Annotated in this window: 10 protein-coding genes; 5 read left to right on the forward strand and 5 right to left on the reverse strand. The window is 71.0% G+C overall.

The window, feature by feature from the left end:
* The first annotated feature begins 2 nt into the window (after nt 1-2).
* Both KK097_RS04625 and KK097_RS04630 read left to right on the forward strand, forming a co-directional pair.
* Complete coding sequence (locus tag KK097_RS04625; protein WP_214543861.1) at nt 3-611, forward strand: hypothetical protein; 609 nt, start codon at nt 3-5, stop codon at nt 609-611.
* A gap of 108 nt (nt 612-719) precedes the next feature.
* Nucleotides 720-1451, forward strand: coding sequence for an SOS response-associated peptidase (locus KK097_RS04630; protein WP_214528895.1), 732 nt, complete (start codon nt 720-722; stop codon nt 1449-1451).
* Between the two features lie 86 nt (nt 1452-1537).
* Here KK097_RS04630 and KK097_RS04635 read toward each other — a convergent pair whose 3' ends face one another.
* From KK097_RS04635 to KK097_RS04645, 3 genes are all read right to left on the reverse strand, one after another.
* A complete protein-coding gene (locus KK097_RS04635; protein WP_214543862.1) occupies nt 1538-7111 on the reverse strand; it encodes an Ig-like domain-containing protein in 5574 nt (1857 codons plus the stop codon).
* A gap of 247 nt (nt 7112-7358) precedes the next feature.
* Complete coding sequence (locus KK097_RS04640; protein WP_250896448.1) at nt 7359-7688, reverse strand: hypothetical protein; 330 nt, start codon at nt 7686-7688, stop codon at nt 7359-7361.
* Between the two features lie 101 nt (nt 7689-7789).
* The gene (locus KK097_RS04645; RefSeq protein ID WP_110892017.1) at nt 7790-8119 is read right to left on the reverse strand and encodes a hypothetical protein; all 330 of its coding nucleotides are present in this window, start codon (nt 8117-8119) and stop codon (nt 7790-7792) included.
* Between the two features lie 259 nt (nt 8120-8378).
* Between KK097_RS04645 and KK097_RS18580 the strand changes: the two genes are divergently transcribed.
* Genes KK097_RS18580 through KK097_RS04660 form a run of 3 tightly spaced genes read left to right on the forward strand, consistent with a single transcriptional unit; the run spans nt 8379 to nt 10362 of the window.
* Nucleotides 8379-8846 carry a VanZ family protein gene (locus tag KK097_RS18580; protein ID WP_214543863.1) on the forward strand — a complete coding sequence of 156 codons (468 nt, stop codon included), beginning with the start codon at nt 8379-8381 and terminating at the stop codon, nt 8844-8846.
* Between the two features lie 14 nt (nt 8847-8860).
* Entirely contained in the window at nt 8861-10024 is a 1164-nt protein-coding gene (locus KK097_RS04655; RefSeq protein WP_214543864.1) for an ATP/GTP-binding protein, read from the forward strand.
* A gap of 47 nt (nt 10025-10071) precedes the next feature.
* On the forward strand, nt 10072-10362 hold the full coding sequence (locus KK097_RS04660) for a hypothetical protein (protein WP_250892802.1): 291 nt from the start codon (nt 10072-10074) through the stop codon (nt 10360-10362).
* Nucleotides 10363-10444: 82 nt separating this feature from the next.
* Here KK097_RS04660 and KK097_RS04665 read toward each other — a convergent pair whose 3' ends face one another.
* Entirely contained in the window at nt 10445-11002 is a 558-nt protein-coding gene (locus tag KK097_RS04665; RefSeq protein ID WP_214528890.1) for a hypothetical protein, read from the reverse strand.
* Nucleotides 11003-11380: 378 nt separating this feature from the next.
* Nucleotides 11381-13201: a DUF4012 domain-containing protein gene (locus KK097_RS04670; RefSeq protein ID WP_214528889.1), complete on the reverse strand. Its 1821-nt coding sequence runs from the start codon at nt 13199-13201 to the stop codon at nt 11381-11383.
* Nucleotides 13202-13228: the final 27 nt, after the last annotated feature.

The raw sequence follows: 13228 nt of genomic DNA on the forward strand, positions 1-13228 counted from the left end.
CCGTGTTCACGCTCGGCTGGCAGGTCTTCCGCCGGCACGTCACGGACGTGCTAGATCCGGCACGCGTCCGTCGTGCAGCGGTCGTCGCGCTGGTCGGCATGGTCGTCCTGGAGGCCCGGGTCGACTGGACGGGGACCACCCCGGTCCGCAGCGTGGTCGCGATGGTGCTGCTGGCGCTCGGCGTCGGACTGCTCACCTTCGCGTGCATCCCGACGTGGCGGCCGCCGGACCCCTCGACCACGATCAACGGTCGACAGGTGCGACCCTCGTGGCAGCTCGCCGCGCGAGGCGCCACGCAGCTGTACGTGCAGCGTCGTCCGGTGCCGGTCCTGCCGGAACACCGCGACATCGTCCGCACCGACACGGTCCTGCTGCGGCGCGGCATGATCGGCATGCTCGCCCGGGTCGCCCCGGTGGTCGCAGCCGGTGTCGGCGCCGTCCTCGCGGCGTTCATCCTCGGGAACGCGAGGTGGTTCCACGTGCTGTGGATGGCGAGCTACGTGCTCGTGCTGTCGGAGTACGTCGTCCGCCTCGGCCGCTCCGAACGAGCCCGCTTGGCCGCCGAGTCCCTCGAGCCCGCCCCCGAGACGCCCGCACGCCCCACTTCGTGAGCAGAAGCGGTCGAGTCGCTGTGGGGCAATCGACCATTCCTGCTCACGAAGCGTGAACGGCGCACCCCGACGCGCACGACTGTCGGCGGTGGCGGGCACACTGGGCGCATGTGTGGAAGGTTCGTCGTCTCCGACACCACGGCCGATCTGTTGCCCGAGCTCATGGGCGAGCTCGCCGCCCGGACCGAGCACGTCGACGAGGACACCGGCGAGGTGCACCCCGGCCTCGCCCCGAGCTGGAACGTCGCCCCGACCGACCCCGTGTACGCGGTCCGCCAGCGGCACGGCGAGCGCGAACTGCCGCAGATCAGCTGGGGCTTCGTGCCGAGCTGGGCGAAGGACTTCCAGAAGCAGCGCCCGAAGCCGATCAACGCCCGCATCGAGACGGTCGCGACGAGCGGCATGTTCAAGCGGGCCTTCGCCACGAACCGCTGCATCGTCCCGGCGCAGGGGTACTACGAGTGGGTGGTGCGCGAGGACGGCAAGGAACCCCACTTCGTGCACGAACCCGGCGGTGCCCTGGCGATGGCCGGCGTCGTCAGCGCCTGGCCCGACCCCACGAAGCCCGAGGGCGACCCGGACAAGTGGCGCCTGTCGCTCGCGATCATCACCCGTGACGCCCACGTCGCCCCGGGCGAGGTTCACGATCGCATGCCCGCGTTCCTGACGCCCGACGGCTACGACGACTGGCTCGGCGGCGACCTGCACACCGACGACCTGCTGGCCCTGCTCGACCACGAGTCACTGACGGTGGCGGCGGGCCTTGCGCAGTACGAGGTCGCCCGCACGGTGAACAGCGTCCGGAACGACGGGCCGCAGCTCATCGCGCCCGTCGCGTAGCCGGTCGCGCCCCGCTCGCAGACGGGAGGCCCGGATCACCGCAGCGGGTCTGCTGCGGCGATCCGGGCCTCCAGTCCGGTGCCCTGTTACGGACGTGCGCTGCGGCGGATGCCCGGCGCGGCGCGGACCGCGATCCGTCGTCGGGTCACCAGGAGCACACCCGCCAACATGAGCGCGAGTGCCGCGAGCCCGAGGCCGACCAGCCCGGTCACGCCCGTGAAGGCGAGTTCGGCGCCGTGGACGATCGCGGCGAGCCCGGTCGGGAACGTGACGGTGATGGTCGCGGTGACCGTCTGACCCGCACTGTCGGTGATCATGTAACCGACGAAGGTGGTTCCGGTGAAGCCTTCCTGCGGGGTGAAGACGACACGGCCGTCGCGGATGGTCCACGTGCCCTGGTCGGCGACGACCACGCGGTCGGTCGGTGTGCCGGACTCGGGGTGGAGCAGGTGCAGCGTGCCCGACTCGAACGTGGCGCCGCCGGTGGCGGAGTCGTTGTCGAGCGGATCCACGACGACCCGGTGTCCGACGATCCCGGTGGCGGAGTCGTCGGTGGCGACCGCCGCGGCGACCACGGTCATGGTCGCGGTGGCGGTGGCCCGCTGCCCCGAGGCGTCCGTCACCGTGTAGGTGAAGGTGTCCGTGCCGGTGAAGCCGGCGGCCGGGGTGTAGACGTACGCGCCGTTCCGTTGGATGGCGACGGTGCCGTGGGCGGGCTTCCGGGCCGGGGCGGCGGTGAGGCCGGTGCCCTGGTCGTCGGCGAGCAGGCCGTGGCGGGCGTCACGGGTGACGGGTGTGCCGGACACGGTGTGCCCGGAGTCGTCCGCTGCGGCGATGCCGACCGTGATCGTGACGGTGGCGTCGACCTGCTGCTCCATCGAGTCCTGCGCACGGTACGTGACGGTGTCGGTGCCCGAGAAGCCCGTCGCCGGGGTGTAGACGAACGTGCCGTCGGCGGCGATGGAGGCCGTGCCGTGACGCGCCTGACCCACCGCGACGACCGTCAGGGCGTCACCGTGGTCGTTGCCGAGCACACCGTGGCCGGCGACCCGGACGGTCGTGCCGGCCGTGGTCGTCGCCCTGTCGTCCTTCGCGGCCGGGGTGACGTCGATCACGACGAGCGCGAACGCCGCGGTGCCGGCGCTGTCGTTGGCCGAGTAGGTGAACCAGTCACGTCCCGACCAGTTCGACGTCGGCTCGTAGACGTACGAGCCGTCCTTCTCGAGCGCCAGCGCGCCGTGCAGCGGCTTCGTCTCCATCGCCGCCCACAGCCCACGGCCGGAGTCGCCGACCAGGACGCCCCTGTCGGCGGACATGCGCATCGAGCGGTTCGTCGACATGGTGCGCCAGTGGTCGACGGCGGCGACACCGACGACGACCGTGACCGTCGCGGTCGAGGTCCGTCCGGCGCCGTCGGTCACCGTGTACTCGAACGTGTCGGCACCGGAGAAGCCCTTCTCCGGCGTGAAGACGAGCGAGCCGGGTTCGGTGCCCTCGATCACGGTGCCGTGCTCGGCGCGGCCGTGCGCGGTGACGGCGAGGCCGGTGCCGTGGTCGTTGCCGGTCAGGGTCGCGCCGCTGATCGGCAGCGCGGTGTTCGCCGCGGTGCGCAGGGCGTCGGCGACCGCGGTCGGCGTGACGGTCACGGTGACGGTCGCCGTCGCGGTACCACCGGTCGGGTCGGTCACCGTGTAGGTGAACGTGTCCGTGCCGGAGAACCCCTCGGCGGGCGTGAACGTGACGTTGCCGGGGGTGGTCGTGCTGCCGCCCGTCGCGCCGCCGGTGATCGTGGCGGTGCCGTGGCCGGGCTGCGACACCGCGGTGACGGCCAGCTTCGTACCCGAGTCGTTGCCGGTGACGGCGACGTCGACCGGGGTCGCGGCGCTCGTCGTCGCGGTGTCCGCGGCGGCCTTCGGGGCGACGACGATCGTCACGGTGCCCGTGGCGGGCGTGCCGGAGCCGTCGGTGACCGTGTAGTCGAACCCGTCCGGGCCGGAGTAGCCCGGCTCGGGCTTGTACGTGTACGACCCGTCCTTGCCGACCTCCACGTCACCGTGCCCGGGCTTGGTGTGGTCGGTGACCGCCAGGTCGGTGCCCTTCGCGCCGTCGAGCAGTCCGGTGCCGGCCGGCACGGTGGTGGTGGCGTCGGCCTCGGCGGACGTCGATCCGCCGCCGGCGACCGGGGTGACGGTGACCGTCACGGTGCCGGTGTTCGTGTTCCCCGACGGGTCCGTCACCGTGTACGTGACGGTGTCCGTGCCGGAGAAGCCGTCCTTCGGCGTGTACGTGATCGTGCCGTCGTCGTTGCGGGTGGCGGTGCCGTTCTTCCCGCCGGAGACGGACACGACGGTCAGGCCGGTGCCGTGGTCGTTGCCCGTCAGGGCGCCGGAGGTGACCGTGGTGCTGCCACCCGCCGCGACCGTGATGGTGTCGGGCTCCGTGCCGGGGCGGACCGTGACGGTGACGGTGCCGGTGGTGGTGCGGCCGGAGGGGTCCGTCGCCGTGTAGGTGAAGGTGGCCGTGCCCGAGAAGCCGTCCTTCGGCGTGTACGTGTACGAGCCGTTCGCGGCGAGCTCGACCGTGCCGTGTGCGGGCTGCTGGTCGACGGCCGCGGTCAGGCCGGTGCCCCGGTCGTTCGCGAGCACGCCGTCGCCCTTCGCGACGGTCAGCGTCGAGCCGGCCGTCGCGGTGGCGGTGTCGGCCGTGGCGCGGGGGCCGACGACGACCGTGACCGTGCCGGTGGTGGAGCGGCCTGCGGCGTCGGTGACCGTGTAGGTGAAGGTGTCGGTGCCGGAGAAGCCGGACGCCGGCGTGTAGACGACCCGGCCGGTGGCCTGGTCCAGCACGACGGTGCCGGTGCCCGTGCTGCCGTCGGTGCCGGTGCCGGTGCCGTCGGTGCCGGTGCCGGTGCCGTCGGCGCCGGTGCCGCTGCCGGCGGTGACGCCGGTCAGGGTGAGCCCGGCGCCCTGGTCGTTGCCGGTCAGCGCGGCCGGAGCGATGGACAGCGCCTCGCCGGCCTTGGTCGAGACCGTGTCACCGGTCGCGACGGGCCGCACCGTGATCGTGACGGTCGCCGCACCGGTGGTGACACCGCTGCCGTCGGTCACCGTGTAGGTGAACGAGTCGGTGCCGGAGAACCCGGCGGTCGGCGTGTACTCGATCGCGCCGTCGGTGGCGACCACGGCGGTGCCGTGCGTCGGACCGGTCGCGATCGTGGTGCCGAGGTCGGACCCTCGGTCGTTGCCCTGCACGTCGATCGTCACCGGGGTACGGGCGTTCGTCGACGCGGTGTCGGCACCGATCGTCGGGTTCACGGTGATGGTGACGGTCGCGGTGCTCGGCGAACCGGAGCCGTCGACCGCCGTGTACGTGAACGCGTCGGGGCCGGAGTACCCCTCGGCCGGCGTGTACGTGAACGTGCCGGTGGCCCCGTCGAGCGTCAGCGCACCGTGGGAGGGGGTCGTGTTCGACGCCACGGTGAGCCCGGCGCCGGAGTCGTTGCCGAGCACGCCCGTCGCGCGGGTGCCGGCGGTGGCCGTGCCGCCCGCGGCGACCTTGACGGTGTCGTCCTGTGCGGCCGGGGCGACCTGCACGGTGACGGTGACGGTTTCGGTCCCGCCGCTGCCGTCGGTCACCGTGTACGTGAACGAGTCCGTGCCGGAGAATCCGGCCGACGGGGTGTACGAGTACGAGCCGTCCGGACGCACCGTCGCCGAGCCGTGGGCGGGGGTGCGGTTGCCGGTGACCGTCAGGCCGGTGCCCAGGTCGTTCGCCAGCACGTTGCCGGTCGCCGTGGCCCCGGCCGTCGCGGTGACGGCATCGGCCGTCGCGGTGGGCAGCACGGTGAGCCGCACCGTCGCGGTGACGGTCGCGCCGGAGCCGTCCTTCGCGGTGTACGTGAACGAGTCCGGGCCGGAGTACCCCTTCTCGGCGCCGTAGGAGAACGAACCGTCGGCGGCGATCTTCACCAGACCGTTCGACGGCTGGCCGTGGCCGGTCAGCGTCAGGTCCGACCCACGGTCGTTCGTCAGGACGCCGTCCGCTGCGTCCACCTTGAGCACGGTGCCCGCGTGCACGCTGTACGCATCGTCGGAGCCCTTCGGTGCGACGGTGACGGTCACGGTGCTGGTCGAGGTCTGCCCCGACGAGTCCTTCGCCGTGTACTGGAACGTGTCCGAGCCGGAGAACCCGCCGGCCGGCGTGTACGTGTACGAGCCGTCGGCGGCGACCGTGGCGGTGCCGTGCGTCGGCGTGGTGTTCGAGACCACGGACAGGCCGGTCCCCTGGTCGTTCGCGAGCACACCCGAGGCAGCCGGCACTGACAGCGCCGTGCCTGTGGGGGTCGTGGCGGTGTCGCTGCTGGTGGTGACGTGCGTGGCCTTCAGCGTGTTCGTGAAGGTGACCAGGACGTCCGTGCCGTCCGCGGTGGTGGCTGCCGGGAACGTGAAGGTCCCCGTGGTGCCGGTGCCGCTGGCGACGGTCGTGCCGGTGGTCTGGTCGACCGCCTTCCACGTGGTGTCGTAGTTCGCCAGGTCGGTGGTGCCCGCGGCGGTCTGCTTGACCGTGTAGTCCTTGTTCGGCGTCGTCAGGACGGCGCCGGCCTTCTGCGCCTGCACGCCGGTCGCGGATCCGCTGGTCGTGCCGGCGCTGCCCGGCTTGGTGGTGTCGATGCCGCCACCGCTGATGGCCAGGGCGAACTGGTCGCCGCTGTTCCAGCGCTGGTCGACGCTCGCGGCACCGGTCACGGTGTCGGCGTAGTTGCAGCTCGCCAGGTCGGACGCGGCGAAGTCGCCGGCGATCCGGAAGTTGCGGACCTCCTTGCCCGAGGTCGGGTCGAGCTGGTAGATCGTCGTGACGGTGCTGTTCGTCGGGGTGTTGGAGACGTAGAGGTAGCCGTCGGACGAGAACGCGATGCCGGGGCTGTTCGTGCCGGCGGGCAGGGTGGCGATCGCACTGGTGGTCATCGCGGTCGTGCCCGAGGCCGTGGGCACGGCGTCGGTGTTCACCCGGTACACGGTGTCCGACGCGACGACGAAGAACAGGCCGCGCGAGCTGAACGCGAAGTCGCCGTTGCCGTCCTTCAGGCCGTCGATCTGGCCGACCTGCCCCAGGTACTTGCCGCTCTTCGGGCCGTACGCCCCGAGCCAGCCCTTGTTCGAGCCGTAGTAGTAGATGCCCGTCACCGGGTTCACCGCGCCACGGATCACCGAGCGGACGGACTCCGTCGCGACCGGGGCCGACGCGACGCCGGTCTTCGGGTCGAACTGCCGCAGGGTCGCGGTCTGGTTGTTCGACGCCGCGAACATCGAGACACCCTCGCGCGAGATGCCGAGACCGTTGTTCGCGCCGGTGCCGAGGTTGGTGACGTCGGCGGTCGTGCCCCGCGAGGCTCCCGTGCTGATGTCGACCGCGACGACCTTGCCGGTGCCGTCGATCGCGTAGAGCGTCTCCTGCGGGGTGCAGACCAGGGCGCCGTCCTTGGTGGCGCTGACCGCCGAGGCCGGCGCAGCCGCGACGACGGCCGAGGTCGCGGTGAGACCGGTGCCCACCAGGAGTGCGGCTCCGAGCACGGCGACGGCGCGCAGGCCGGGTCGACGGGTGCCGGCAGGACGGTCGGGACCGTCGGTGGGCACAGCGGTGCCCGGGTTCGTACGCTGCATGATCACTTTCGGGTCGAGACGATGCGGGCGCCGAACCGGCCGGAGGATCAGGGAGAACGGTGGACGGCGCCAGGTTGATCCTGGCAGTTCCCCGAGTCGCATCGGGGACAATTCCGGTCCCCAATCGGGGGGACCACTCGTTCTGGGGGTACGGCCGGAACAGCGGCGCGCCACCTCGTGCGCACACGACGAACCCCCGCCGGCATGCCGGCGGGGGTTCGAGGATCAGCGAGCGATCAGCAGTGGATCAGGCGGTCGGACGGATCACGTCCGGCAGCAGCACGTGCAGACGCTCGGCCAGCCGCGACTTGGCTTCGTCGAGGGAGCGGAAGTCCCCGACGTACTCGCCGAACGTGTCGGCGACGAAGAAGTGGGTGCCCTGCCGGTCGACGGTGCCGCCGTAGTAGCCGCCGTAGTTCGCGACCCACAGACCGGTGTCAGCCTGCGCCCACGAGATCCGGACGGGGGCTGCCTGCACGGGAGCCAGGACCTCGGCCTCGATCTCGGCGATGACCTCGATCGTCTGGGTGTCCAGGGTCACCTCGGCCTGCTGGCGGTGGGCGACGGTCGTGCTCATGGTGCTGCTCCTTCGTGCTGTGCTGCGTACTGGGTGGTGCCGGTGGTTCCGGGTGGTGCGGGCGTCGCGGTCGACGCCGGTGGTCCTGGTGGGAGCTGTCGTCACTCGACCGGCCGGATGACCGGCGGGAGCATCACGTGCAGCTGGTCCTCGAGCTTCGTCTGCGCCTCTTCGAGGGAGGCGAACTCGCCGACGACGAGCCCGAAGGTGTCGGAGGCGACGTACCGGTCGTCACGCTTGTCGACGCTGCCGCCGAAGTACCCGCCGTAGCCGGCGATCCACTCGCCCTGGTCTTCCTGCACCCAGGTGACCTTGGCCCGCTTCGGACGCGACGAGAGCGCTGCGTCGGCTTCGAGGATCGCGATGGTGTCCACGGTGTCGGTGTCGAGGGTGACCTCGGCCTGCGTCGCGTTGTTCACGGTGATGCTCATGTCGCTCTCCTTCACGATCCGGGGTACATCTGCTGACACGAGAACGCTACGAGAAGCGCCGAGGGGATCGCCAGCGAGGCCCGTGGATTCACGGGTTCCGTCAATGCCCTTCATCGGGCTGCCCCGGATTTCCGGGGTGGTGTGACGCACTTCCGGGGTACAGCGCCAGGATCGGGGTACTCGTTTTCCGGATCGCCGCGATCAGGGGACGAGATGGTGCGGACACCTGCCTGGAGGCGCGACTCGCTAGCGTCGGCACGTGACCTCCGACAAGCCCCGCGTCGACGACCGCGCTCCGGCCACCTGGCGCAGCCGTCGGTTCGCGACGGGGCTGGCGATCGCCTACGGCGTCGCCCTGGTACTCGTCGGGTTCTGGGGCTCCCCCGTCGACGCTGCAGGAGGCCCGTGGCTCACCCGCACCCTCGCAGCCGCGCATCGACACGGCCTGCCACAGCGCATCGACTACGCCACCGTCGAGTCGCTGGCGAACGTGGCCTACTTCGTACCGCTCGGCCTGCTCGTCGTGCTGCTCGCCGGCGCCAGGTGGTGGTGGGCCGCCATCGCCGCGGGGCTCGTCGTCAGCGCGTGCATCGAGACCGGCCAAGCGCTGTTCCTGCCCGCCCGCACCGCGACCATCGACGACGTCGTCGCGAACGGCGTGGGTGCGCTCCTCGGAGCGGTGGTGGGGGTGCTGCTGCTCAGCCGTGCGGCTCATCGCCGACGGTGACTACCGTTCACCGCATGAGCACACAGACGGATCCGTTGGAGCAACACGTCGCCGTGTTCGGAGGGAGCGGCAGCGGGAAGACCGTGCTGCTGTCGTCGTTCTACGGCGGCGCACAGGAACCGCGCTTCCGCCGAACCAAGGGGTACGCCGTCCGAGCCGTGGACAAGGCGCAGGGTCGGAAGCTGCACCAGAACTACCTCGGCATGCGCGATTCAGCGTCGGCCCCGACGGCGAACCGCTTCGCGTCGACCGAGTACGCGTTCACGATCGAACCGACTGCCGATGCGACGTCGAAGTCGAAGGTCCGGGGGAAGCCGAAGGCCGCGAAGACGCTCCGGGTCGTGTGGCACGACTACCCCGGCGAGTGGTTCGAGCAGGACCCGAGCTCCGCGGAGGAGGCGGAGCGGCGGGTCGAGACGTTCCGTTCGCTGCTCAGCGCCGACGTGGCGATCCTGATGGTGGACGGACAGCGCGTGGCGGAGCACCCGGGCGAGGAGGAACGGTACCTGAAGGCGTTGCTGACGGACTTCCACACCGGGCTGTCCGAGCTCCGCGACGACGTGCTGAACGGCGGGCGACGACTCGCCCGGTTCCCGCGGATCTGGGCGATCGGGCTGTCGAAGTCCGACCTGCTGCCGGACGTCGACGTCGAGCGGTTCCGCGAGCTGGTGCTCGGCAAGGCGGGCGGGGAGCTCGAGGAACTGCGGTCGGTCCTGCGGAGCTACGTCGAGGACCCGGACGCGCTCGACGTCGGTGAGGACTTCCTCCTGTTGTCGTCGGCGCGCTTCGAGCCCGGCAGGATCGACGTCGGGACACGCACCGGGGTCGACCTGCTCATGCCGATCACCGCCATGCTCCCCTTCGAGCGGTTCGCCAAGTGGGCCACGAACAAGCAGCGCGCCGTCGCCGTCGCCGAACAGCTCCTGCGGTTCGCCGGGCCGGTCCTGGGGTTCCTCGGGAGCAAGCGCCTCAAGCTCCCCGGACCGGTCGGTGCCCTGGTCGGGCTCGTCGCGGGCGAGGCCGGTCGACGCGGAACGAAGTTCGCTGCCGCGCGCGTGGCCAAGCTGAAGAAGGAGACGACGGCCGAGGCGGACTTCGTGACCGCCGTGCTCGAACGCTTCGCCGACGACCTCGACCGGGGTGTCGCGCAACGTATCCTCCGTCGGGGCGACGCGTGACGTTGATCTGGGCCACGCGTGGCCGGACCTGGGGCTTCCGTTTCCTGATGCCCGACGGGAGCGGGGACGACCCGCTCCGGGCCTACGACGAGGCGTTCGACGGCGTGGGTGACGCGGCCGAGGTCCTTCGACACCAGGACGGGTCCGCGGCCCTGCGGTTCACCGACCCCGAGGGTCGGCGCGATCGTGCCGGTCGTCCGATCCCCCACGAGTTCGTGCTCTTCCCGCCGCTGAGCGAGCGCGTTCGCTCGATGGACGACGCCCTGACGGAAGTCTGGCCGCTGGTGCGTGACCGGTACGCCGCAGTGTGGGACCGGCCGACCCCGCCCGCTGCCTGACGTCAGATCTGGCGGGCGGACGCCGAGCACGACGAAGCCCCCGGAGCAGATGCTCCGGGGGCTTCGTTCAGTTCGTCGAGACTCAGACGGACTCGCGCTGGCGGCGGACGGAGCCGCGGACCAGCAGGAGGCCACCACCGAGGACGACTGCGCCGCCGGCGACCCACAGGGCCAGGGCGGAGACGGTCGAACCCGTGAAGGCCAGCGTGCCGTCGGTGCCGTCGCCAGCACCGGCGACCGGCACGGCAGCAGCGTCAGCCGGGGCGACGGTGAAGGCCGCGAAGCCGACGACGCCCGAGGTGGCGCCGGTGGCGGTCAGGTTGTAGGTGCCCGAGGCACCCTGGGGGAACGTGACGTTGACGTCGAGCGAGCCATCCGAGGCGGCCGTGTAGGTCTTCGAGACGGTCGTGGTCGGCAGCGCGCCGAGCGTGACCGCACCGGCACCGGTGACCTGGACGTTGACGGTCTCGTTGTCCTGGAAGGCGCCGGCCGTGAAGTTCACGGAAGCGGTGCCACCGGCCACGGCGGTGCCGGAGACGGAGACGTCGGAGTCAGGCGTGTAACCGGCGGCGTTGGCGACGGCCGGGGTGGCGAGCAGTGCGGCGCCAGCCAGCACCACCGCTGCGATGAGCTTCTTCATGAATGGTTCCCCTAAAGATCTGAATATCCAGACCCTGACACCCAGAGCCCGCTGTCCGCCGGTGGTTGACCCCAGCCATGGAAATGGCGGTTGTTATGGCGAAGTTGTCTCAATCTAGCGGACTTTCACAGCTTGGTACCAGATCGCGTGGATTTTGGTCATTGGTCGACGTGTGTTCACCACCGTGACCGTCCCGCCACGAAGCACCGTCTCCGGCCAGCCCTGACCCTCGGAATCGGAAACCCCAGATGAGAGCCGCTCAATCGCGGCGATGGAGCCGGCTGTGCGTCAGGTCAAGAGCCTTTGGCCTCGGACAGGTTTGCCTGCTGCCCCCCGGAGTGGGGGCGCGATCCGGTTCGCATTGTGGAGGTTCCGGCGTCACCCTGCGGCGAGCGGCTGCTCGCAGTCGAACGTGAGCGGCTCCGTCTTGGTCTGACGGACGCCAGGCGTGGAGGTCGCCTGCACGGGCGACTTCGCGAACTGCGCCTCACCGAGGAAGGCCACGCGGTAGGTCAAGCTCTCGCCCGGTGCGAGCAGCGTCTGCAGCTGGGCCACCGGGTGACCGCCGTCGGTCGCTGTCTGCACCGGAGTGGTCTTGCCGTCCTTCGTGGCGCCGAGGAAGATCGCGTCCCGCGGCGCGTACGCGGCAAGCAGGGTCTTGATCTTGCCCGGTTCGACGCCGAAGTCCCCACCGCCGGTGACGTACCGCGGCAGCCTGGTCGCGGCATCGGCTGGAGCCGTGTTCTTCAGGGTGATCTCGACGACGGACGTCGGGCGGCCGTCCTTCCGGCACACCGAACTGCCGACCGAGACGCTCTTGTCGAGGTAGTAGTCCATCTTCGCGCCGGTTCCGTCGTTCAGGTAGACGGCGAACTGGTTCGAGTCGACGCTCGCCGTCGGCAGCTCGCCGGAGACCGGAGTCCCGCTGATGCGGCGCTGCTCGGCTTCGTCGGCGCTCCACAGTCGCAGTCGCCCCTCGTCCGAGCTCTGCGTCAGCGCCGACACGAAGGCCTTCGCGTCGAACCCGCCCGACGAGACCTTGGCGAACACCGCGCTGGCGGCGGACGCGAAGAAGGCGTCCTGCACTGTCGGGTCCGGGTACTTGGCGTAGACGTCGCTGAGCAGCAGCTGCACCGCGTTGTCGGCGGTCAGAGTGTCTCCGGTCGGCAGCTGCACGGGGCCGGTCGCCTTGAGGATGAAACTGAGCGTCACCGGGTCCATGGCGAGCACACCGTCCACCTGCTGGCCGAACTTCTGCTTCCACATCTCCCGCGCGAGCTTCGCCGACACGTCGAAGCGTGGCGTGAGGGTGACGTCCTGCATGTACTCCCCGGTGATCTCCCCGTAGAGCCCGCGCGTGTCGGCCGCCAGTGGCAGGACTGGTTGGTCGTAGGGCCCGAAGTCCCCGCTCGAGGCCTGGGCTGACAGACGGAGCGAACCGTCCTTCGCGTCGAGCGCCGCCACCGCACCGGGGATACCTCCCCCGGCTCGCAGTTCGGCGTTGTTCTGGAAGAGCAGCAGATACCGCCGCTGCCCGTCGTGCCCGAGCATGGCCGGCGCGAGCTGCACGATGCGGTTCGCTGCGACCGCCTGCTCGGACGCCGACGACAGCGCGTTCCGCAGCTGCCCCACGGCGGTGGTGACCGGCGAGAGGGTCCCACTGGTGTCGATCCGCGCCGCGTCGGAACGCGCCTGCTCGAGGGTCTTCGTGGCCTTGTCGACCGCGGGCTGCGCGTCCTCGATCGGCTGGAGATCGATCTTGCCGTCCTTCGGCGCGAACGAGTCCGAACCGAGCTTCCCGAGGACCCCGGCGACCGGACTGACGGCGTCACTGGCCACGTCGTCGACGATCACCGACACGTCCCGCACGGCCCGCAGGTTAGTCCCGAAGAACGGCACGGACTGCGCCGCGCCCCACACCGGATCGCCGGTCAGTGACCGAGCCGACGCGGCTTCGTCCTCGAGGTGCCTCGCGGTCTTCTGCGCGGCCCCGGTGTCACCACCGGTCAGTTGTGACCGGAGGGTGTCGACGTCGGCGACGGCCCGCTCCAGGTGCCCCTTGGCGAGTACGCCGCGGACGCCCACCCACGCGACGGCGAGGATCAGCAGCAGGACAAGGGCGAGGACGACCCACAGGACGATCCGGGCCCTGGACCCCCGGCGTACTGCAGTGCGTCGCGACTCGGGCTGGTCGGACATGAGGCGATCCTACGGTTCCGTGCGTCC

This window comes from Curtobacterium flaccumfaciens (genome assembly GCF_018598405.1).
Classification (GTDB): domain Bacteria; phylum Actinomycetota; class Actinomycetes; order Actinomycetales; family Microbacteriaceae; genus Curtobacterium; species Curtobacterium aurantiacum.

Bases quoted from the DNA above. Each gene is read 5' to 3' on its own strand.
- KK097_RS04630 (WP_214528895.1), top strand. From the start codon at position 720: ATGTGTGGAAGGTTCGTCGTCTCCGACACCACGGCCGATCTGTTGCCC.
- KK097_RS04635 (WP_214543862.1), bottom strand. From the start codon at position 7,111: ATGCAGCGTACGAACCCGGGCACCGCTGTGCCCACCGACGGTCCCGAC.
- KK097_RS04640 (WP_250896448.1), bottom strand. From the start codon at position 7,688: ATGAGCACGACCGTCGCCCACCGCCAGCAGGCCGAGGTGACCCTGGAC.
- KK097_RS04645 (WP_110892017.1), bottom strand. From the start codon at position 8,119: ATGAGCATCACCGTGAACAACGCGACGCAGGCCGAGGTCACCCTCGAC.
- KK097_RS04655 (WP_214543864.1), top strand. From the start codon at position 8,861: ATGAGCACACAGACGGATCCGTTGGAGCAACACGTCGCCGTGTTCGGA.
- KK097_RS04660 (WP_250892802.1), top strand. From the start codon at position 10,072: ATGCCCGACGGGAGCGGGGACGACCCGCTCCGGGCCTACGACGAGGCG.
- KK097_RS04665 (WP_214528890.1), bottom strand. From the start codon at position 11,002: ATGAAGAAGCTCATCGCAGCGGTGGTGCTGGCTGGCGCCGCACTGCTC.
- KK097_RS04670 (WP_214528889.1), bottom strand. From the start codon at position 13,201: ATGTCCGACCAGCCCGAGTCGCGACGCACTGCAGTACGCCGGGGGTCC.